General features: G+C 72.0%; 18 protein-coding genes. 10 read left to right on the top strand and 8 right to left on the bottom strand.

The annotated features are described in order from the left end of the window. Nucleotides 1–283: 283 nt before the first annotated feature. The 6 genes from ABT160_RS10625 (at nucleotide 284) to ABT160_RS10600 (ending at nucleotide 8,459) form a co-directional block, all read left to right on the top strand. Complete coding sequence (locus tag ABT160_RS10625; RefSeq protein ID WP_351646129.1) at nucleotides 284–2,716, top strand: bifunctional SulP family inorganic anion transporter/carbonic anhydrase; 2,433 nt, start codon at nucleotides 284–286, stop codon at nucleotides 2,714–2,716. A gap of 308 nt (nucleotides 2,717–3,024) precedes the next feature. Beyond that, nucleotides 3,025–4,983, top strand: coding sequence for an acetate--CoA ligase (gene acs, locus ABT160_RS10620; RefSeq protein ID WP_351646127.1), 1,959 nt, complete (start codon nucleotides 3,025–3,027; stop codon nucleotides 4,981–4,983). Nucleotides 4,984–5,239: 256 nt separating this feature from the next. Next, nucleotides 5,240–6,664, top strand: a complete 1,425-nt coding sequence (gene nhaA, locus ABT160_RS10615) for a Na+/H+ antiporter NhaA (protein ID WP_351646125.1) — start codon at nucleotides 5,240–5,242, stop codon at nucleotides 6,662–6,664. Nucleotides 6,665–6,701: 37 nt separating this feature from the next. Further along, complete coding sequence (locus tag ABT160_RS10610) at nucleotides 6,702–7,160, top strand: phage holin family protein (RefSeq protein WP_351646123.1); 459 nt, start codon at nucleotides 6,702–6,704, stop codon at nucleotides 7,158–7,160. Continuing rightward, nucleotides 7,157–8,110, top strand: a complete 954-nt coding sequence (locus tag ABT160_RS10605) for an alpha/beta fold hydrolase (RefSeq protein WP_351646121.1) — start codon at nucleotides 7,157–7,159, stop codon at nucleotides 8,108–8,110. Before ABT160_RS10610 ends, ABT160_RS10605 begins: the two co-directional genes overlap by 4 nt. A gap of 169 nt (nucleotides 8,111–8,279) precedes the next feature. Further along, nucleotides 8,280–8,459, top strand: coding sequence for a hypothetical protein (locus tag ABT160_RS10600; protein WP_351646119.1), 180 nt, complete (start codon nucleotides 8,280–8,282; stop codon nucleotides 8,457–8,459). Between the two features lie 77 nt (nucleotides 8,460–8,536). Here ABT160_RS10600 and ABT160_RS10595 read toward each other — a convergent pair whose 3' ends face one another. Genes ABT160_RS10595 through nth form a run of 3 tightly spaced genes read right to left on the bottom strand, consistent with a single transcriptional unit; the run spans nucleotide 8,537 to nucleotide 11,519 of the window. Next, entirely contained in the window at nucleotides 8,537–9,736 is a 1,200-nt protein-coding gene (locus ABT160_RS10595; protein WP_351646117.1) for a MarP family serine protease, read from the bottom strand. A gap of 13 nt (nucleotides 9,737–9,749) precedes the next feature. Beyond that, complete coding sequence (locus ABT160_RS10590; RefSeq protein WP_351646115.1) at nucleotides 9,750–10,469, bottom strand: NUDIX hydrolase; 720 nt, start codon at nucleotides 10,467–10,469, stop codon at nucleotides 9,750–9,752. A 54-nt stretch (nucleotides 10,470–10,523) separates the two neighbouring features. Continuing rightward, a complete protein-coding gene (nth, locus tag ABT160_RS10585; protein WP_502984197.1) occupies nucleotides 10,524–11,519 on the bottom strand; it encodes an endonuclease III in 996 nt (331 codons plus the stop codon). A gap of 311 nt (nucleotides 11,520–11,830) precedes the next feature. Between nth and ABT160_RS10580 the strand changes: the two genes are divergently transcribed. Next, nucleotides 11,831–12,505, top strand: a complete 675-nt coding sequence (locus ABT160_RS10580; protein WP_017947815.1) for a Crp/Fnr family transcriptional regulator — start codon at nucleotides 11,831–11,833, stop codon at nucleotides 12,503–12,505. A gap of 179 nt (nucleotides 12,506–12,684) precedes the next feature. Here the strand turns inward: ABT160_RS10580 and ABT160_RS10575 are convergent, their stop codons facing one another. The 4 genes from ABT160_RS10575 to sp36 all read right to left on the bottom strand — a co-directional run bounded on the left by ABT160_RS10575 (nucleotide 12,685) and on the right by sp36 (nucleotide 15,124). Next, on the bottom strand, nucleotides 12,685–13,515 hold the full coding sequence (locus tag ABT160_RS10575) for an MBL fold metallo-hydrolase (protein WP_351646113.1): 831 nt from the start codon (nucleotides 13,513–13,515) through the stop codon (nucleotides 12,685–12,687). Continuing rightward, nucleotides 13,512–14,378 carry an NUDIX hydrolase gene (locus ABT160_RS10570; protein ID WP_351646111.1) on the bottom strand — a complete coding sequence of 289 codons (867 nt, stop codon included), beginning with the start codon at nucleotides 14,376–14,378 and terminating at the stop codon, nucleotides 13,512–13,514. The genes ABT160_RS10575 and ABT160_RS10570 overlap by 4 nt, the downstream gene beginning before the upstream one ends. Nucleotides 14,379–14,501: 123 nt before the next feature. Next, nucleotides 14,502–14,972 carry a RidA family protein gene (locus tag ABT160_RS10565; RefSeq protein WP_351646110.1) on the bottom strand — a complete coding sequence of 157 codons (471 nt, stop codon included), beginning with the start codon at nucleotides 14,970–14,972 and terminating at the stop codon, nucleotides 14,502–14,504. After that, nucleotides 14,969–15,124: a Sp36 family protein gene (gene sp36, locus ABT160_RS10560; RefSeq protein WP_351646108.1), complete on the bottom strand. Its 156-nt coding sequence runs from the start codon at nucleotides 15,122–15,124 to the stop codon at nucleotides 14,969–14,971. Before sp36 ends, ABT160_RS10565 begins: the two co-directional genes overlap by 4 nt. A gap of 91 nt (nucleotides 15,125–15,215) precedes the next feature. On the opposite strand from sp36, the gene bagA reads away from it, so the two are divergent. Together bagA and bagB are read left to right on the top strand one after the other, a co-directional pair. Beyond that, on the top strand, nucleotides 15,216–16,178 hold the full coding sequence (bagA, locus tag ABT160_RS10555; protein WP_351646106.1) for an ATPase BagA: 963 nt from the start codon (nucleotides 15,216–15,218) through the stop codon (nucleotides 16,176–16,178). After that, complete coding sequence (bagB, locus tag ABT160_RS10550) at nucleotides 16,175–17,476, top strand: ATPase BagB (RefSeq protein WP_351646104.1); 1,302 nt, start codon at nucleotides 16,175–16,177, stop codon at nucleotides 17,474–17,476. Before bagA ends, bagB begins: the two co-directional genes overlap by 4 nt. 133 nt (nucleotides 17,477–17,609) lie before the next feature. Here bagB and ABT160_RS10545 read toward each other — a convergent pair whose 3' ends face one another. Beyond that, nucleotides 17,610–17,954: a WhiB family transcriptional regulator gene (locus ABT160_RS10545; RefSeq protein ID WP_351646102.1), complete on the bottom strand. Its 345-nt coding sequence runs from the start codon at nucleotides 17,952–17,954 to the stop codon at nucleotides 17,610–17,612. A 540-nt stretch (nucleotides 17,955–18,494) separates the two neighbouring features. Here ABT160_RS10545 and ABT160_RS10540 point away from each other — a divergent pair. Beyond that, a complete protein-coding gene (locus tag ABT160_RS10540) occupies nucleotides 18,495–20,732 on the top strand; it encodes a transglycosylase domain-containing protein (RefSeq protein WP_351646100.1) in 2,238 nt (745 codons plus the stop codon). Nucleotides 20,733–20,804: the final 72 nt, after the last annotated feature.

Below are 20,804 nucleotides of genomic sequence, written 5' to 3'. Positions count from 1 at the left end.
AGTACGCGCTCGGTGCCCGCCGAGTTCGGGCAGGAGCGGCGCCAACGTCGCACCGGGACGGAGCGTCGGAGGGTCCGACGAGCCGGGCCAAGAAGATTAATCACCGTAACGGGTGAAAGATTGCCCCATTTGCCCCGAAAGTAATGCCGCATTCTTTACTCTGCATTACGATCCATTTACCGAGAGTTGCATTTCCCGCCGCTGCACGCCGTGACCCACGGCCGCGACCCCACGTTCGTCTCGCACGTTCCGCGACCGCGCTGCCCCGGAGGAGACGGGAACCATGCCCGCTTGCGTCCCCACGCGTACGGCACGATCCGCACGTACGACAGATTCAACGGAAACACCGCGCACCACCCGCTCCCGGCGGCCGGAGGGCCCGGCCGGAGGCGGGGGCCGATTCGACCGCTTCAGACCCCACATCGCGGGGACCGACTTCTCCGCGTCCATCGCCGTCTTCCTGATCGCGCTGCCGCTCTCGCTCGGCATCGCGCTCGCCACCGGCGCACCGCTCCAGGCCGGCCTGGTGGCCGCCGCCGTCGGCGGGCTCGTCGCCGGGCGCCTGGGCGGCTCCCCGCTCCAGGTGAGCGGCCCCGCCGCCGGGCTCACCGTGGTGACGGCCGACCTGATCCAGAAGTTCGGCTGGCGCGCCACCTGCGCCATCACCGTCTTCGCCGGATTCGCCCAACTGGGCCTGGCGGCGCTGAAGGTGGCGCGCTCGGCCCTCGCCGTCAGTCCGGCGATCGTGCACGGGATGCTCGCGGGCATCGGTGTCACCATCGCCGCCGCACAACTGCACATCGTCCTCGGCGGCACCCCGCAGAGCGAGACCCTGGCCAACGTCCGGGGCCTGCCGGGGCAGCTGGCCGACGTCCACCCCGCCGACCTGGCCGTCAGCCTGCTGACCATCGCCGTACTGCTGCTGTGGCCCCGGGTGCCCGGGCGGGTGGGGCGGGCGCTGCGGAAGGTGCCCGCCGCGCTGACCGCGGTGGCCGCCGCCACCGTGCTCGCCGCCTGCGTCGCGATGCCCGTCCCGCACGTGGACCTGCCCTCCTGGAGCAACCACGCGCTGCCCGGGCTGCCCGAGGGGCCGGTCCTGGGGATCGCCGCCGGAGTGCTGACGATCACCCTGGTCACCAGCGTGCAGTCGCTGCTGTCCGCGGTGGCCGTGGACAAGCTGGTGGCCGCCCGCAAGGAGCCGAAGACCGTCGTCCCCCGGTCGAACCTGGACCGGGAGCTGGCCGGACAGGGCGCGGCGAACATCGTGTCCGGAGCGCTCGGCGGACTGCCGGTCGCCGGGGTCGCGGTGCGCAGCGTCGCCAACGTCTCGGCGGGCGCGGTGAGCCGCACCTCCACGATGCTGCACGGACTGTGGGTGGTGCTGGCCGCGCTGCTCCTGGTGCCCGTGCTCGACCTGATCCCGCTGCCCGCGCTGGCCGCGCTGGTGATGGTGGTCGGCATCCAGATGGTGAGCATCACCCGCATCCGCACCGTCACCCGCCACCGGGAGGTCCTGGTGTACGCGGTGACGCTGGCCGGAGTCGTGTTCGTCGGGATCCTGGAGGGCGTCGCCCTCGGGATCGCCGTGGCGATCGCCGTCGCCATGCACCGGCTGACCAGGACCCGCATCACCCGCGAGGAGCAGGACGGCGTGCACCTGGTGCGCGCCCGCGGCCAGCTGACGTTCCTCGCCGTGCCCCGGCTGACCAGGGCACTGCACCAGATTCCGCAAGGAGCCCAGGTAGTCGTCGAGTTGGATGGGTCATTCATGGATCATGCCGCGTACGAGACGTTGCAGGACTGGCAGGTGGCGCACGTCGCCCGGGGCGGGCAGGTCGAGATGACCGGCCGCTCCGGCGGCCGCACCGCCGGGTCCGCCTCGTCGTCCCACACCTGCTGCCGCCCCTGGACCCCGTGGCGCAACCACCGCTGCGGCGAGCAGCACCAGACCGAGGACCAGGCCGCGCGGGCCGCGCACGCCGCGCCGGCGGCGCGCCCGACGGGTCATCAGCTGGCGAGCGGGCTGAGCTCGTTCCAGCGCAACACCGCGCCGCTGGTGCGCGACGAGCTGGCGCGGCTGGCCCGCGAGGGCCAGCGGCCCTCCCAGCTCTTCCTCACCTGCGCCGACTCCCGACTGGTCACCAGCATGATCACGGCGAGTGGGCCGGGCGACCTGTTCACCGTGCGCAACGTGGGCAACCTGGTGCCGCCGCCCGGCGAGGAGGGCGGGGACGACTCGGTGGCGGCCGCGATCGAGTACGCGGTGGAGGTGCTGCGGGTCGACTCGATCACCGTGTGCGGCCACTCCGGCTGCGGCGCGATGCAGGCCCTGCTGAACAGCAAGCCGGACGCCCCGCAGACGCCGCTGCGCCGCTGGCTGCGGCACGGGCTGCCCAGCCTGGAGCGGATGGCCAGCCGCCACCACGCCTGGGCGCGGATCGCCGGGCGGCTCCCGGCCGACGCGGTGGAGCAGCTCTGCCTGACCAACGTGGTCCAGCAGCTGGAGAACCTGAAGGCGCACGAGTCGGTGGCGCGACGGCTGGCGGAGGGCACCCTGACGCTCCAGGGCATGTACTTCCACGTGGGCGAGGCGCAGGCGTACCTGCTGCAGGGCACGGACCCGGTGGCGAACCTGGACGACGTCTTCAACCGGGTCGGGCCGGTGGAGCCGGCGGCGCTGGAGGAGCGGGAAGAGCGGGAGGAGCAGCGGGTCTAGGCGGCCGCGGGGCCGTACGGGCCGGCCGGGGCGCGTACGTACGACGCGTCCGGGCCCGGCCCCGTACCGCTCATCCCCGTACCCGTACCCGTACAACTCGCCTGAACCTTCGCGGTTCGGGATCCGTGCAAGAGGGTGGCCCCGCCGGTGGCGGGGCCACCGGCACGTCCCGGACGGGTCGCACAAGGGCCCGAACAGGCATAGGTCTAAACCAATTTTCGGCAGCCCCTTGTCACCCGGCCATCGGGCTGATGAGCTATGGCCCGGGACACATAGGCACATAGGACGCCCTGGGAAAGGGAGATGTCGTGAGCAACGAATCCTTGGCCAACCTGCTCAAGGAAGAGCGCAGGTTCGCGCCGCCCGCCGAGCTGGCCGCGCACGCCAACGTCACGGCGGAGGCGTACGAGCAGGCCAAGGCGGACAGGCTGGGCTTCTGGGCCGACCAGGCCAAGCGGCTCGCCTGGGCCACCGAGCCGACCGAGACGCTGGACTGGTCGAACCCGCCGTTCGCCAAGTGGTTCGCGGACGGGCAGCTGAACGTCGCGTACAACTGCGTCGATCGCCACGTCGAGGCCGGGAACGGCGACCGCGTCGCCATCCACTTCGAGGGCGAGCCCGGCGACAGCCGCGCGATCACCTACGCCGAGCTCAAGGACGAGGTCTCCCGCGCCGCCAACGCCCTGACCGAACTGGGCGTCCGCAAGGGCGACCGGGTCGCCGTCTACCTGCCGATGATCCCGGAGGCCGCGGTCGCGATGCTGGCCTGCGCCCGGATCGGCGCGGCCCACTCGGTCGTCTTCGGCGGCTTCTCCGCCGACGCCGTCGCCTCCCGCATCCAGGACGCCGACGCCAAGCTCGTGATCACCGCCGACGGCGGCTACCGGCGCGGCAAGCCGTCCGCGCTCAAGCCCGCCATCGACGAGGCCGTCGCCAAGTGCCCGCAGGTCGAGCACGTGCTGGTGGTCCGGCGCACCGGCCAGGACACCGCCTTCAGCGAGGGCCGCGACGTGTGGTGGCACGACGTGGTCGCGCGCCAGTCGGCGGAGCACACGCCGGAGGCGTTCGACGCGGAGCACCCGCTGTTCATCCTGTACACGTCCGGTACGACGGGCAAGCCGAAGGGCATCCTGCACACCTCCGGCGGCTACCTCACCCAGGCGGCGTACACCCACCACGCGGTCTTCGACCTCAAGCCGGAGACCGACGTCTACTGGTGCACCGCCGACATCGGCTGGGTGACCGGGCACTCGTACATCGTCTACGGCCCGCTGGCCAACGGCGCCACGCAGGTCATGTACGAGGGCACGCCCGACACCCCGCACCAGGGGCGGTTCTGGGAGATCGTGCAGAAGTACGGCGTCACGATCCTCTACACGGCGCCGACCGCGATCCGTACGTTCATGAAGTGGGGCGACGACATCCCCGCGAAGTTCGACCTGTCCTCGCTGCGTGTGCTCGGGTCGGTCGGCGAGCCGATCAACCCCGAGGCGTGGATCTGGTACCGCAAGCACATCGGCGCCGACACGTGCCCGATCGTGGACACCTGGTGGCAGACCGAGACCGGCGCGATGATGATCTCGCCGCTGCCGGGCGTCACCGAGACCAAGCCGGGCTCCGCCCAGCGCGCGCTGCCGGGCATCTCGGCGACCGTGGTGGACGACGAGGCCAACGAGGTGCCCGACGGCGGTGGCGGCTACCTGGTGCTGACCGAGCCGTGGCCGTCGATGCTGCGCACCATCTGGGGTGACGACCAGCGGTTCATCGACACCTACTGGTCGCGCTTCGAGGGCCGTTACTTCGCCGGTGACGGCGCCAAGAAGGACGACGACGGCGACATCTGGCTGCTCGGCCGGGTGGACGACGTGATGCTGGTGTCCGGGCACAACATCTCGACCACCGAGGTCGAGTCGGCCCTCGTCTCGCACCCCTCGGTCGCCGAGGCGGCGGTGGTCGGCGCGGCCGACGAGACCACGGGCCAGGCCATCGTCGCGTTCGTGATCCTGCGCGGCAGTGCGAACGCGGACGACGAGGGCCTGGTCGCCGAACTGCGCAACCACGTGGGCGCGACGCTGGGGCCGATCGCCAAGCCGAAGCGGGTGCTGCCGGTGGCGGAGCTGCCGAAGACGCGGTCCGGGAAGATCATGCGGCGGCTGCTGCGGGACGTGGCGGAGAACCGGGAGCTGGGGGACGTCACGACGCTGACGGACTCGTCCGTGATGGACCTCATCCAGACGAAGCTGCCGGCCGCTTCCAGCGAGGACTAGACGGTACGTGTCGAGGGGGCGGTGCCTGCTGTGTGGGCGCCGCCCCTTCGGCGTGGGCGCCGGGGCCGCGTGGTGCGGGCGAGCAGGGGAGACCCCACGCGCCCTGGCGGAACGTATGCCCACAATGAAGGCGGAAAACCGTATAACGACCTAAAGTGAAGATCGCCGGATCGCCCCCGTGGGCCCTTGGGTACAGTGAGGAAAGCGTCAAGGACGCGACAAGAAGGACCCAGGTGCGCCGGGAAGTCTGGTCGGCATGTGCTTTGCCCTGCCTACCGACCGGAGGTTTTCCACCGTGGCCGCGCCCCGCAAGTTCCTCGGACGGCTCTCGCTGCCCGAGCGGAACTACCTCGCCGAAGCCCTGCGCACCGAGACCGTCGGCGGCGTGCTGCTGCTCCTCGCCGCCGTCGCCGCCCTCGTCTGGGCGAACACCCCGGCCGGCGAGAGCTACGAGTCCGTGCGCGGCTTCCACATCGGCCCGGCCTCGCTCGGGCTCGACCTGTCCCTCCAGCACTGGGCCGCCGACGGGCTGCTCGCGATCTTCTTCTTCGTCGCCGGCATCGAGCTCAAGCGCGAACTGGTCGCCGGCGAGCTGCGCGACCCCAAGGCCGCCGCGCTGCCGGTGATCGCCGCGATCTGCGGCATGGCGGCGCCCGCGCTGGTGTACGCGGTGGTCAACGCCGTCGGCGACGGCTCGATGGACGGCTGGGCGGTGCCGACCGCCACGGACATCGCCTTCGCCCTCGCCGTACTGGCCGTGATCGGCACCTCGCTGCCGTCGGCGCTGCGGGCGTTCCTGCTGACGCTGGCCGTCGTCGACGACCTCTTCGCGATCCTGATCATCGCGGTGTTCTTCACCAGCGACCTGAACTTCGCCGCCCTGGGCGGCGCATTCGCCGGGCTCGTCGTCTTCTGGCTGCTGCTCAGGAAGGGCGTGCGCGGCTGGTACGTCTACGTACCGCTGGCGCTGGTCATCTGGGGGCTGATGTACAACAGCGGCGTCCACGCCACCATCGCGGGCGTCGCCATGGGCCTGATGCTGCGCTGCACCCGTCGCGACGGCGAGGAGCACTCCCCCGGCGAGCACATCGAGCACCTGATCAGGCCGGTCTCGGCGGGCATCGCCGTGCCGCTGTTCGCGCTGGTGTCGGCGGGCGTCTCGGTGTCCGGCGGGGCGATCGCGGACGTCTTCACCCAGCCGGAGACGCTGGGCGTGGTGCTCGGCCTGGTGGTCGGCAAGGCACTGGGCATCTTCGGCGGTACGTGGCTGGCCGCGCGCTTCACCAGGGCGGAGCTGAACGACGAACTGGCCTGGCCGGACGTGTTCGCGGTGGCCTCGCTGGCCGGCATCGGCTTCACCGTGTCGCTGCTGATCGGCGAGCTGGCCTTCGCCGGGGACGAGGTGCTGGCCGACGAGGTCAAGGCGGCCGTGCTGATCGGGTCGCTGATCGCGGCGGTCTGCGCGACGGTCCTGCTGAAGCTGCGGGTGCGCAAGTACGCCAAGCTGTACGCCGACGAGGAGCGCGACGAGGACGAGGACGGGATCCCGGACGTCTACGAGCAGGACAACCCGGAGTACCACCTGCGGATGGCGGCGATCCACGAGAAGAAGGCCGCCGAGCACCGCCGCCTGGCGGAACTGGCGGGGGCGTCGCGCGACGAGGGCGACCGTCCGGCATGATCTGAGGTCGGACCGTAGAAGAGAAGAGGGAGCAGCGATGAGCGACCCCGGCAACGGCGTGGAAGGTGCGGAGCGCAGCCTCGGCCAGCTGGTCGCCTCGGCGACCGCCGAGATGTCCGCGCTGGTGCACGACGAGATCGCCCTGGCCAAGGCCGAACTGCGACAGGACGCCAAGCGCGGCGCGATCGGCGGTGCCGCGTTCGCCGTCGCGGGCGCGCTCGCACTCTTCGCGCTCCCGACCCTGAGCTTCGCGGCGGCGTACGGCATCCACAACCTGGGCCTCGGCCTGGCGTGGTCGTTCCTGATCGTCGGTGGTGCGTTCCTGCTGATCGCGGCGGTCCTCGTGCTGATCGCGGTGGCCAAGTTCAAGAAGGTCAAGCCGCCGGAGAAGTCCATCGCCTCGGCCAAGCAGACGGCCGCCGTGCTGGGCAACGTCAAGCCGCACCCGCGCGCGGTCACTGACGGTCCGTCGGCTGTGGCACGCTCGACTGCATGACGTCCACCGAACGGTCCCCCGAGAGCGGCAACGGAAGCGGCGCCGGCAGCCCCGTACGCCTGGAGGGTCCCTGGACGCACCGGGACGTGGCGGCCAACGGCGCCCGGTTCCACATCGCCGAGATGGGCGAGGGGCCGCTGGTGCTGCTGCTGCACGGCTTCCCGCAGTTCTGGTGGGCCTGGCGGCACCAGCTGCCCGCGCTCGCCGACGCGGGGTTCCGCGCGGTGGCGATGGACCTGCGCGGGGTGGGCGGCAGCGACCGCACCCCGCGCGGCTACGACCCGGCGAACCTCGCGCTGGACATCACCGGGGTCGTACGGTCGCTGGGCGAGCCGGACGCCGCGCTCGTCGGGCACGACCTGGGCGGGTACCTGGCGTGGACGGCGGCCGTGATGCGGCCCAAGCTGGTGCGCCGGCTGGCGGTGTCCTCGATGCCGCACCCGCGCCGCTGGCGCTCGTCGATGCTCTCGGACTACGCGCAGTCGCGCGCGGGGTCGTACGTGTGGGGCTTCCAGCGGCCGTGGCTGCCGGAGCGTCAGCTCGTCGCGGACGACGGGGAACTGGTGGGGCGTCTGATCCGGGAGTGGTCGGGGCCGCGGCAGCCCGAGGACGAGGCGGTGGACGCGTACCGGCGGGCGATGTGCATCCCGTCGACGGCGCACTGCTCGATCGAGCCGTACCGCTGGATGGTGCGCTCGCTGGCGCGGCCGGACGGGCTGCAGTTCAACCGGCGCATGAAGCGCCCGGTGCGGGTGCCCACGCTGCACCTGCACGGCTCGCTGGACCCGGTGATGCGGACCAGGAGCGCGGCGGGGTCGGGGCAGTACGTGGAAGCGCCGTACCGCTGGCGCCTCTTCGACGGGCTCGGGCACTTCCCCCATGAAGAGGACCCGGCGGCGTTCTCCACGGAGCTCATCAACTGGCTCAAGGACCCCGAGCCCGACCGGTAGGCGGCCCCCTGGGGGCGTCTGACGTGCCGTGAGGTGTGGAGGGGGCCCCTGGCGGGCACCCTCGCCCCACAGAACGCTTGTCCTACGAACAGCCAATTGCCTCCCGCATAGGCCAATTGGCCGCCTCCCGCGCGGTTACCGACCTTGGGGCCCGGGCACACGTCGGGGTATGGGCTGGACGCACGACTACGGTGACGCAGCACGCAACCGCCGAACGGCCACGGTGCCGGTTTCCCACGAGAGGGGTGCCCCGCGGAGCGAGGGGCTCGACCCCCGTCTCGGGATTCCCCGCATCCTGCGCCGCCGGGCCCGCTGGGTCTCGGCGCGCCTGCGCCATCCCCGGAGCTGACGGGCCGGGGATACCTTTCCACTCCGCACCCCCGGGGCCGACGGCCCCGGGGACCTCACTCCACCGCCCCGGGCGCGCTACAGGGCGCAGCCCTGGCTGTCGACCTCCTGGTTGGCGGTGCGGCCGCGGTCGATGTCCTCGCGGATCTCGTCCGCCGTGAGCGCGTACCCCGTGTTCGCGTCGTCGAGGGAGCGGGCGAAGATCACGCCGTACACCTTGCCGTCGGGCGTGAGGAGCGGGCCGCCGGAGTTGCCCTGACGGACCGTCGCGTACAGCGAGTAGACGTCGCGGCGCACCTGTCCCCGCATGTAGATGTCGGGGCCCTTGGCGTTGATCCGGCCGCGCACGCGCGCGGAGCGGACGTCGTACGAGCCGTTCTCCGGGAAGCCCGCGACGATCGCGCTGTCACCGCTGCGCGCGTCCGCCTCGGCGAACTTCAGCGCGGGCGCCTGGAGGTCGGGGACGTCCAGGACGGCGATGTCGCGCTCCCAGTCGTAGAGGACGACCTTCGCGTCGTACAGCCGCCCCCGCCCGCCGATCTGGACGGTCGGTTCGTCGACGCCGCCGACGACGTGGGCGTTGGTCATCACCCGGCGGCCGGAGAAGACGAACCCGGTGCCCTCCAGGACCTTGCCGCAACTGCGGGCCGTGCCGACGACCTTGACGATCGACTGCTGGGCGCGGGCGGCCACCGGGCTGTTGACCAGCGCCGGGTCGGGGGCGCGGACCTCGGTGATCGGCTCGTTGGCGAACGGGTTGAAGACCTGCGGGAACCCGTTGCGCGCGAGGACCGAGGAGAAGTCGTTGAACCAGGTCGACGTCTGCTCCGGCACCACCCGGGAGACCCCGAGCAGCACCTTGGAACTGCGCACCTCCTTGCCCAGGGTGGGCAGCGAGGTGCCGGCCAGGGCGGAGCCGAGCAGCCAGGCGACCAGCAGCATCGCCACCACGTTGACCAGGGCGCCGCCGGTGGCGTCCAGGGCGCGGGCGGGCGACCAGGTGATGTACCGGCGCAGCTTGTTGCCCAGGTGGGTGGTGAACGCCTGGCCCACGGAGGCGCAGACGATCACGATGACGACCGCGACGACCGCGGCGGTCGTCGACAGCGGTCTGTCGTCGCTCAGCCGTCCCCAGACCACGGGGAGCAGGTAGACCGCCACGAGGCCGCCGCCGAGGAATCCGATCACCGACAGGATGCCGACGACGAAGCCCTGGCGGTACCCGACGATCGCGAACCACACGGCGGCGACCAGCAACAGGATGTCCAGCACGTTCACAGCAGTCAGCCTGTCATGAGCGCCAGTCGAGCGGGACCTGCTTGGAACGGTCCCAGGGCCGCTCCCAGCCGGAGAAGTGCAGCAGCCGGTCGATCACCCCGGCGGTGAAACCCCAGACCAGAGCGTTGTCGACGAGGAACGCGGGCCCCTGGTGGCCGCTGGGGTGCACGGTGGTGGCGCGGTTGGCGGGATCCGTGAGATCCGCCACGGGAACCGTGAACACCCGGGCGGTCTCGCCCGCGTCGACCGCCCGGATCGGGCTGGGGGTGCGCCACCAGCCGAGCACCGGCGTGACCACGAAGTGGCTCACCGGGATGTAGAGCCGGGGCAGCACGCCGAAGAGCTGGACGCCCGCCGGGTCCAGGCCGGTCTCCTCCTGCGCCTCGCGCAGCGCGGCGCGCAGCGGGCCGGTGGTGGCCGGGTCGCCGTCCTCGGGGTCGAGGGCGCCGCCGGGGAAGGACGGCTGGCCCGCGTGCGAGCGCAGGCTCCCGGCGCGCTCCTGGAGCAGCAGCTCCGGTCCGCGCGGGCCCTCGCCGAAGAGCACCAGGACGGCCGACTGGCGCCCGCCGCTCTCGGGCGGCAGGAACCGGCTGAGCTGGTGCGGCTGCACGGTGCGGGCCGCGCGGGCGACCGGCGCGAGCCACTCGGGCAGCCCCCGCTCGTCCACGACGGGCTCGCCGCCTGCTCCGGCGGCCGAACCGCCGTCGTACGTGTCCTGCCTAGCGCGCGTCATGGGCACCCCCGACGATCACAACGCGGCGGGGCCCCCGGTTCGTTCCACCCGGCCTCACTCGGTGACGCCCAGCGGCCGGGCGGGCTCGCCCGGGTAGTCCGGGGGCGGGCTGAGCCGCTGTCCCGGGTACCCGCCCTTCTCGTACTTCAGCAGCTTCCGCGCCTTCTCCGGGTCGGTCTCCCCCTCCCCGTACGACGGGCAGAGCGGGGCGATCGGACAGGCGCCGCAGGCGGGCTTGCGGGCGTGGCAGATCCGGCGGCCGTGGAAGACGACGCGGTGGGAGAGCATCGTCCACTCGCTCTTGGGGAAGATCGCGCAGATCTCCGCCTCGACCTTCTCCGGGTCCTCCTGCTCGGTCCACTTGAAGCGGCGCACCAGGCGGCCGAAGTGGGTGTCGACGGTGATGCCGGGCACCCCGAAGACGTTGCCCAGCACCACGTTGGCCGTCTTGCGGCCGACGCCGGGGAGCTTCACCAGGTCCTGGAGGCGGCCGGGGACCTCGCCGCCGAAGTCGTCGCGCAGGGCGACGGCCAGGCCCATGATCGACCTGGTCTTGGCCCGGAAGAAGCCGGTCGGCCGGATCAGCTCCTCGACCTCCTCGGGGACGGCGGCGGCCAGGTCCTCGGGCGTCGGGTAGGCGGCGAAGAGGGCGGGGGTGGTCTGGTTGACCCTCAGGTCGGTGGTCTGCGCGGACAGGACCGTGGCGACCAGCAGTTCGTACGGGTTGCGGAAGTCCAGCTCCGGATGGGCGTACGGATAGACCTCGGCCAGCTCGCGGTTGATGCGGCGGGCGCGGCGGACCATGGCGACGTGCGACTCGGGCTTCGCGGCGCGCGCGGGCTTCACGGCGACCGGGGCGGCCTTGGCGGGCACGGCCTTCTTCGCGGGCGCGGCCTTGGGGGCTGCCTTCTTGGGCGTGGCCTTCTTCGCGGCGGCCTTCTTGGCAGGGGCGGCCTTCTTGGCGGTCGCCTTCTTCGCGGGGGCCTTGGTGGGGGCCTTGGCAGGCGCCTTGGCGGGGGCCTTCTTCGCCGGGGCCGGTTCGGCCGTCACCTTCCTGACTGTTGTCCTTTTTGTCGCTTTTTTCGGGGCGGGCACACCCTGTTCGCCCACAGCGGAATTACGTTCGGGCGACACTCTCCCAGCCCCCTTGGCCTGCGCTCTCACCGGCGAGTTGGACACCCGGCCAGCCTAAGGGCCGCCACCGACATCCGCCCCGGGCACGGCCGATCACGACCCAATCGGGCCCCTGCCGTAGGGGGCGGTCGACAGGTGCGTCAAACTTGTTGTGATTGATCGCACTGTTTTACCGTCCGGCATCATGGGACGAAGGTCCCTGAGCAGGTCGACATAGGAGAGATTTCGTGGACGACGTTCTGCGGCGCGCCCCGCTCTTCGCGGCGCTCGATGACGAGCAGGCCGCGGAGCTGCGCGCCTCGATGAGTGAAGTCACGCTCGCCCGCGGCGACGCTCTCTTCCACGAGGGCGACCCGGGTGACCGGCTGTACGTGGTCACCGAGGGCAAGGTGAAGCTGCACCGCACCTCCCCCGACGGCCGCGAGAACATGCTGGCCGTGCTCGGCCCCGGCGAGCTGATCGGCGAGCTGTCCCTGTTCGACCCGGGCCCGCGCACCGCCACCGCGACCGCGCTGACCGAGGTGAAGCTGCTCGGCCTGGGCCACGGCGACCTCCAGCCCTGGCTGAACGCCCGCCCCGAGGTGGCCACCGCCCTGCTGCGCGCCGTCGCCCGGCGCCTGCGCAAGACCAACGACCAGATGTCCGACCTGGTCTTCTCCGACGTGCCCGGCCGTGTCGCCCGCGCGCTCCTGGACCTGTCGCGCCGCTTCGGCGTGCAGTCCGAGGAGGGCATCCACGTGGTGCACGACCTCACCCAGGAGGAGCTGGCCCAGCTCGTCGGCGCCTCCCGCGAGACGGTCAACAAGGCCCTCGCCGACTTCGCCCAGCGCGGCTGGCTGCGGCTGGAGGCGCGCGCGGTGATCCTGCTCGACGTGGAGCGCCTGGCGAAGCGCTCGCGCTGACCCGCGGGACCTTCCGTACGGACGTGAGGGCCGCCCCGGATCCACTCCGGGGCGGCCCTCACGCGTACGGACACCACACGGCCTCCAGCGTGCGCGCGTACGGACACCACACGGCCGCCGTACGGCCTCCACGCGTGCGCACGCGTACGCGTGGCGTCGCGTCGGCCCCGTACAGGCCGTCAGATCAGCCCGTGGTCCCTCAGGTACTCCAGCTGCGCGCGCACCGAGAGCTCCGCGGCGGGCCACAGCGAGCGGTCCACGTCGCGGTAGACGTGCGCCACCACCTCCGAGGCCGTCTCCAGGCCGTTCTCCACCGCCGTCTCCACCTGCGCCAGCCGGTTCGCCCGGTGCGCCAGGTAGTACTCGACGGCCCCCTGCGCGTCCTCAAGGACCGGGCCGTGCCCCGGCAGGACCGTACGCACCCCGTCGTCCACCGTCAGCGAGCGCAGCCGCCGCAGCGAGTCCAGGTAGTCGCCCAGCCGCCCGTCGGGGTGCGCCACCACCGTGGTGCCCCGGCCGAGCACCGTGTCGCCGGTGAGGACCGCGCGGTCGGCCGGCAGGTGGAAGCTCAGCGAGTCGGCCGTGTGCCCGGGCGTCGGCACCACAACGAGCTCCAGGCCCCCCACCCGTACCGTCTCGCCCGCCGCGAGCCCCTCGTCGCCCAGCCTCAACTCCGGGTCCAGGGCCCGCACCCGGGTGCCCGTCAGCTCCGCGAAGCGGGACGCGCCCTCCGCGTGGTCCGGGTGGCCGTGGGTCAGCAGGGTCAGCGCGACCCGCTTGCCCCGCTCCTCGGCCGCGGCCACCACCGCCTTCAGGTGGCCCTCGTCCAGCGGGCCCGGGTCGACGACGACGGCCAGGTCGGAGTCCGGCTCGGACAGCAGCCAGGTGTTCGTGCCGTCCAGGGTCATCGCCGAGGGGTTGGGCGCCAGCACGTTGACCGCGCGGTCGGTGGCCCGGCCCGAGAGCACCCCGCCCCTCGGCTGTCCCGGCAGCATCGCGGCGTCGGTCACAGCAGGCCCCCCTTGGCCGGCAGGTGCCGGGTGAACTCCTCGTGCCCCGGCCAGCTCAGCACCAGCTCGTCGCCCTCCAGGCGGGCCCGCGCCAGTACGGGGGCCAGCTCGCGGTCCTCCGCCGCGGCGAGGGCCTCGGCCACCGTCCCGTACGGCTGCACGTCCCGCAGCGTGGAGATGGTCGGCGGCATCATCAGCAGCTCGCCCCGGTCGTAGCCCGCGGCGGCGTCCTCGGGACGGATCCACACCGTGCGGTCCGCCTCGCCCGACACGTCCCGGGTGCGCTGCCCGGCGGGCAGCGCGGCCACGAAGAACCAGGTGTCGTAGCGGCGCGGCTCGAACTCCGGGGTGATCCAGCGCGCCCAGGCGCCCAGCAGGTCCGAGCGCAGCACCAGGCCCCGCCGGTCGAGGAACTGCGCGAAGGACAGCTCGCGGGCCACCAGCGCCCGCCGGTCCGCCTCCCAGTCGTCCCCGGTCGTGTCGTCCACCACCGTGTCCCCGGTGGCCCCGGCCAGCAGCACCCCGGCCTCCTCGAACGTCTCGCGCACCGCCGCGCACACCACGGCCTGCGCCGAGGCCGCGTCCACGCCCAGCCGGCCCGCCCAGCGCTCCAGCGGGGGCCCGGCCCAGCGCACCGGCGTCTCGTCCCGCGGGTCCACGCCGCCGCCGGGATAGGCGTACGCGCCCCCCGCGAAGGCCATCGAGGCGTGGCGGCGCAGCATGTGCACGGCCGGGCCCGCCCCGGTGTCCCGCAGCAGGATCACGGTCGCGGCCCGCTTGGGCGTCACGGCCGTCAGCTCGCCACTGGCGAGCGCGCGGATGCGGTCGGGCCATTCCGGTGGGTACCACTGACCATTGGACATGGCCGGATGCTACGCACATCCACCCGGATGTTCGAGGGGCCGCCGAGGGGCCCCGGGTACCAGGACGGCTCCGGGCCCGTCCTGATCAGGACGGGCCCGGAGCCGTACGTGCGTGAGGGGACGTCAGTCCGCGACGAGCTCCACCTGGATCTCGACCTCGACCGGGGCGTCCAGCGGCAGCACCGCCACGCCCACCGCGCTGCGCGCGTGCACGCCCTTGTCGCCGAGCACCTCGCCGAGCAGCTCGCTGGCGCCGTTGAGCACCGCGGGCTGGCCGGTGAAGTCCTGGGCCGAGGCGATGAAGCCCACGACCTTCACGACGCGCGCGATGCGGTCCAGGTCGCCGGCGACCGACTTCACGGCGGCCAGCGCGTTCAGCGCGCAGGTGCGCGCCAGCTCCTTGGCCTCCTCGGGGGTCACCTCCGCGCCCACCTTGCCGGTGACCGGGAGCTTGCCCTCGACCATCGGCAGCTGGCCGGCCGTGTACACGTACACGCCGCTGCGCACGGCGGGCTGGTACGAGGCGAGCGGCGCCGCGACCGCGGGCAGCGTCAGGCCGAGCTCGGCGAGGCGGGCCTCGACGGCGCCGCTCATGCCCTGGCCCGCTTCAGGTAGGCCACGAGCTGCTCGGGGTTCGGACCGGGGACGACCTGGACGAGCTCCCAGCCGTCCTCGCCCCAGGTGTCCAGAATCTGCTTGGTCGCGTGCACGAGAAGGGGCACGGTCGCGTATTCCCACTTGGTCATGGAGCCGACTGTAGCCGCACCCGGGGTCCTCCTCCCGCCACGGGCGGCCCGACTGGTTAGCGACCCCGCCCCAGTGGTTAGGCTCGAAGGCGTGAGCAGGCTCCAGGTCGTCAGCGGCAAGGGCGGTACCGGTAAGACCACGGTCGCCGCCGCCCTCGCGCTCGCCCTCGCCACCGAGGGCAAGCGCACCCTCCTGGTCGAGGTCGAGGGCCGGCAGGGCATCGCACAGCTCTTCGAGACGGAGGCGCTCCCCTACGAGGAGCGCAAGATCGCCGTCGCGTCCGGGGGCGGGGAGGTGTACGCGCTGGCCATCGACGCCGAGCGGGCCCTCCTGGACTACCTCCAGATGTTCTACAAGCTCGGCTCGGCGGGCCGTGCCCTCAAGAAGCTCGGCGCCATCGACTTCGCCACCACCATCGCGCCCGGCGTGCGGGACGTCCTCCTGACCGGCAAGGCCTGCGAGGCGGTGCGCCGCAGGGACAAGCGGGGCAAGTACGCGTACGACCACGTCGTCATGGACGCGCCCCCCACCGGCCGCATCACCCGCTTCCTCAACGTCAACGACGAGGTGGCCGGGCTGGCCCGGATAGGCCCGATACACAACCAGGCCCAGGCCGTGATGCGGGTCCTGAAGTCCCCCGAGACCGCCGTGCACCTGGTGACCCTCCTGGAGGAGATGCCGGTGCAGGAGACCGCCGACGGCGTCGCCGAACTGCGCGAGGCCGGGCTGCCGCTGGGCGAGGTCCTGGTCAACATGGTCCGCCCGCAGCTGGTCGACGAGGCCGCGCTGCGGGCCGCGGGGGGCGGTCTGCGGGCGGGCGTGGAGGCGGCCCTCTGCACGGCCGGGCTGTCCTCCCCCGGCACGCTGGTGGCCCCGCTCCTGGAGCAGGCGGGCGAGCACGCGCGCCGCGTGGAGCTGGAGCGGGAGCAGCGGCGGGTCCTGGCGGACCTGGGGCTGCGCACGTACGAGCTGCCCTTCCTGGGCGAAGGGGCCGACCTCGCCGGGCTGTACCGGCTCGCGAGGCAACTGCGGACACTCGGGGTGGGCCAGTGACTCTCGAAGCGGCACCCGCGCTGCACGTCGACCCGCTGCTCGACGACCCGGCCACCCGGATCGTGGTGTGCTGCGGCGCGGGCGGCGTGGGCAAGACGACGACGGCCGCGGCCCTGGGCGTACGGGCGGCGGAGCGCGGCCGCAAGGTGGTCGTGCTGACCATCGACCCGGCCCGCAGGCTGGCCCAGTCCATGGGCATCGACTCGCTGGACAACACCCCGCGCCGGGTGAAGGACATCGAGGGCCCGGGCGAACTGCACGCCATGATGCTCGACATGAAGCGCACCTTCGACGAGATCGTCGAGGCGCACGCGGACCCCGAGCGGGCCGCCGCGATCCTGGGCAACCCCTTCTACCAGTCCCTGTCGGCCGGCTTCGCGGGCACGCAGGAGTACATGGCGATGGAGAAGCTGGGGCAGCTGCGGGCCCGTGACGCGTGGGACCTGATCGTGGTCGACACGCCGCCCTCGCGCTCGGCGCTGGACTTCCTGGACGCGCCCAAGCGGCTGGGGTCGTTCCTGGACGGGAAGTTCATCAAGCTGCTGATGGCCCCGGCGAAGGTGGGCGGCCGGGCCGGGATGAAGTTCCTCAACGTCGGCATGTCGATGATGACGGGGACCCTGGGCAAGCTGCTGGGCGGTCAGCTGCTGCGCGACGTACAGACCTTCGTCTCCGCGATGGACACCATGTTCGGCGGGTTCCGCACCCGCGCCGACGCCACCTACCGGCTGCTCCAGGCACCCGGCACGGCCTTCCTGGTGGTCGCCGCGCCGGAGCGGGACGCGCTGCGGGAGGCCGCCTACTTCGTGGAGCGGCTGGCCGCCGAGGAGATGCCCCTGGCCGGGCTCGTCCTCAACCGGGTGCACCACAGCGGCGCGTCCCGGCTGTCGGCCGAGCGGGCGCTGGCGGCGGCGGAGCGGCTGGACGAGGGGCGGGGCCAGGACCTCGCGGACCCCGCGGAAAATCTTGAAGAGCCCGGCATTGTGGATCAGGACCCCGGGAAGACTGGTGTTCGTGGCGCCGAGGCGACCTCTCCCGAGACTCCCGCACCGTCCGGCGCCGAAACGGCCGTCCCCTCCGACCCGCCCCCGGTGGAGGACGTCGCCGCAGGACTGCTGCGCCTGCACGCCGAGCGCATGCAGGTGATCGCACGCGAACAGCGCACGCGTGACCGCTTCACCGCGCTCCACCCGGAGGTCGCGGTGGCCGAAGTGGCCGCGCTCGCCGGTGATGTGCACGACCTCGCCGGGCTGCGCACCATCGGCGAACGACTCGCGGCCGGTGCGGCCACGGCCTGACGTGCTGGACGCGCCCCTCGGCACGCCTCCTGGGGGCACATGCGCGGGCGCGGGGCCCCCGGGATGACCGGGACTCCCCGCGCGGGCACGCACCCGCTGATCCGCCCTCGGCGGTCTCCGCGCTCCCGGCGCCCTACCCGACGGCCGCGAACGTCTCGTACGTCTCGTCGTCGTCGATCGCGACGGGCAGTATGCCCGCGCTGCGCTCGTACTCCGTACGCGCCGTCTCCAGCAGGCGACGCCACGAGGTCACCGTGGGCCTCCTGCGCAGCAGTGCCCGGCGCTCGCGCTCGGTCATGCCACCCCAGACGCCGAACTCGACGCGATTGTCCAGCGCGTCGGCCAGGCACTCGGTCCGCACCGGACATCCGGTGCACACCGCCTTGGCCCTGTTCTGCGCCGCTCCCTGTACGAACAGTTCATCCGGATCGGTAGTGCGGCAGGCTGCCTGCGCACTCCAGTCGGTTACCCAGCCCATGCCGGCGCCGTCCTCTCCCGAATCGAGGCTCCCCCACGGCGGCAGGCGGCATATTCACCGCTGCCAGTTGAGGACGTTACGGAAGGTGGGCACAGCGCAACACCCCCTTCGGGCCCAATCTTGAATGGCCCGAACGGACTATGCGTACGCGGCAGATCACCCAGGGGAGTGACCCGGAGACATGCGTGATCATCCCGGCAAACCCGGGCAGTTCAGCCGGGTCACAACGGGCGCGGGGTGACGCACGAGGCGGAATCGGACAGGGAGAAACGCGAAATCCGCGCGATTCGGGGACGCGGGATGCCGTGCCGGGTACTTGAAACGAAACCGCACTGCTGTGACAGTTGTTGAAAGCTTAGGCCACGACCTGTACGCGTGTCCGCCGAATAAGAACGTAGGCACCTCACGATGCCGACGGGTCACGCCGCGCGGGCGGGCCTGCCGACGACCATTCGGCCGGATGTCACGATCCTGCACCCGAACGCCCCGAGGCTGATCCACTTCCGGGGGGCGCACTCAACGAGGGATTAGGCTTCCCACATGGCAAAGAAGCGCTCGGGCGGAGGCCTGACCGGAACCCAGCAGGCCGCCAAGTTCCTCGGTGTCAGTGTGCTCTCCGGAGCCGTGCTCGCGGGCATCGCACTGCCGGCGGCCGGGGCACTCGGTCTGGCGGCCAGGGGGACGGTCGAGGGGTTCGACGAGATCCCGGCCAACCTGAAGACGCCGCCGCTCAGCCAGCGCACGAGCATCCTCGACGCGAACGGCGGCGCCATCGCCACCGTGTACTCGCGCGACCGGACGGTCGTGCCGCTGACGGGCATCTCCCCGTACATGCAGAAGGCGATCGTCGCGATCGAGGACTCGCGCTTCTACGAGCACGGCGCGGTCGACCTCAAGGGCATCCTGCGCGCGCTCAACCGCAACGTGCAGGCGGGCGGGACCGCGCAGGGCGCGTCGACCCTGACCCAGCAGTACGTGAAGAACGTCTTCGTCGAGGAGGCGGGCGACGACCCCGCCAAGGTCGCCGAGGCCACCCAGCAGACCCTCGGCCGCAAGGTCCGCGAGCTCAAGTACGCGATCCAGGTCGAGGAGGAGCTGGGCAAGAAGAAGATCCTCGAGAACTACCTGAACATCACCTTCTTCGGCCAGCAGGCGTACGGCGTCGAGGCCGCCTCGAAGCGCTACTTCTCCAAGCCCGCCAAGGACCTGAAGCTGGAGGAGGCGGCGATGCTCGCGGGCATCGTGCAGTCCCCCACCCGCTACGACCCGGTGAACGACGCGGCCGAGGCCAAGAAGCGCCGCAACATCGTGCTCCAGCGCATGGCCGACGTGAAGGACATCTCCCAGGCCGAGGCCGACCGCGCCAAGGCCACCGAGATCCAGCTGAAGGTCAGCAAGCCCAAGAACGGCTGCATCACCGCCGTCAACGGCGCCGGCTTCTTCTGCGACTACGTCCGCGAGGTCTTCCTCAACGACGCGGTCTTCGGCAAGAACCGCGAGGAGCGCGCCAAGCTCTGGAACCAGGGCGGCCTGACCATCAGGACCACGCTCGACCCGCAGTCCCAGAAGTCCGCGCGGGACTCCATGAAGGACCACATCTACAAGGGCGACCAGGTGGCCTCCGCGATCACCATGGTCGAGCCCGGCAGCGGCAAGATCCTGGCGATGGCCCAGTCCAAGTCGTACGGCTTCGGGCAGGACGAGACCCAGATCAACTACTCGGTCAACAAGGGCATGGGCGGCTCCAACTTCGGCTTCCCGGTCGGCTCGACCTTCAAGCCGTTCGTGGCCGCCGCCGCCATGGAGCAGGGCCGGCCGCCGACGCAGACCTACCCGGCGCCCTACGAGATGCCGTACCCCAGCCAGCTGCCCACCTGCTCCGGCACCTGGAAGAACACCTCCAACGACCGGCTGGAGAACGAGAACGAGTCCGAGGTCGGCCCGTACTCCCTCAACGACGCCATGAAGAAGTCGGTCAACACCTACTTCGTCCAGATGGTGCAGGAGATCGGCCTCTGCCCCGTCCAGCAGATGACCGACAACCTCGGCGTCGTCATGGGCAACGACAAGAAGCTCGACGCCTCCCCCGCCGCCCTCACCCTGGGCGCGCAGGGCATCTCCCCGCTCACCATGGCCACGGCCTACGCGGCCTTCGCCAACCGCGGCACCTACTGCACCCCGACGGCGATCGAGTCCATCAAGACCGCCGACGGCAAGGACCTCCAGGTCCCCAGGACCAGCTGCTCCAAGGCCATGACCGAGCGCACCGCCGACACGGTCAACAACCTGCTGCGCGGCGTGGTCGACTCCGGTACGGGCAAGGAGGCCGGCCTCTCCTCGCGCGACAACGCGGGCAAGACCGGTACCACCGACGGCCGCCGCAACGCCTGGTTCGTGGGCTACACCCCGAACCTGTCCGGCGCCGTGTGGGTCGGCAGCCCGACGCAGACGGTGAAGATGGAGGACATCACCATCGGCGGCCAGTACCACCCCAAGGTCTTCGGTGGTGAGGTCCCCGGCCCGATCTGGAAGGACGCCATGACCGGCGCCCTGGACGGCAAGGGCGCGCCGCGCTTCGTCGACATCCCGATCCCCGAGAGCCCCAAGGACAACGGCCGCGACCGCAACCGTCCGGGCGACGACGAGAAGCCCGGCGGCGGCGACCCGGGCGCGGCGCGCGGCGCCGGAGGGATCGTGATCCCGGGCCTGACGATCGGCGGCGGCGACCGCGGCCAGGGCAACAAGGGCGGGACGGGCGGCTGGCCGCAGGGGCGGTAGGTCTCCCGAGTAGGTACGAGTAAGGGGCGCCCCTCGACCGAGGGGCGCCCCTTACGTCACGTACAGCTGTGT

The organism is Streptomyces sp. NPDC001941, assembly GCF_040296945.1.
Taxonomy (GTDB): Bacteria; Actinomycetota; Actinomycetes; order Streptomycetales; family Streptomycetaceae; genus Streptomyces.
This window is presented reverse-complemented; position numbering and strand designations above follow the sequence as displayed.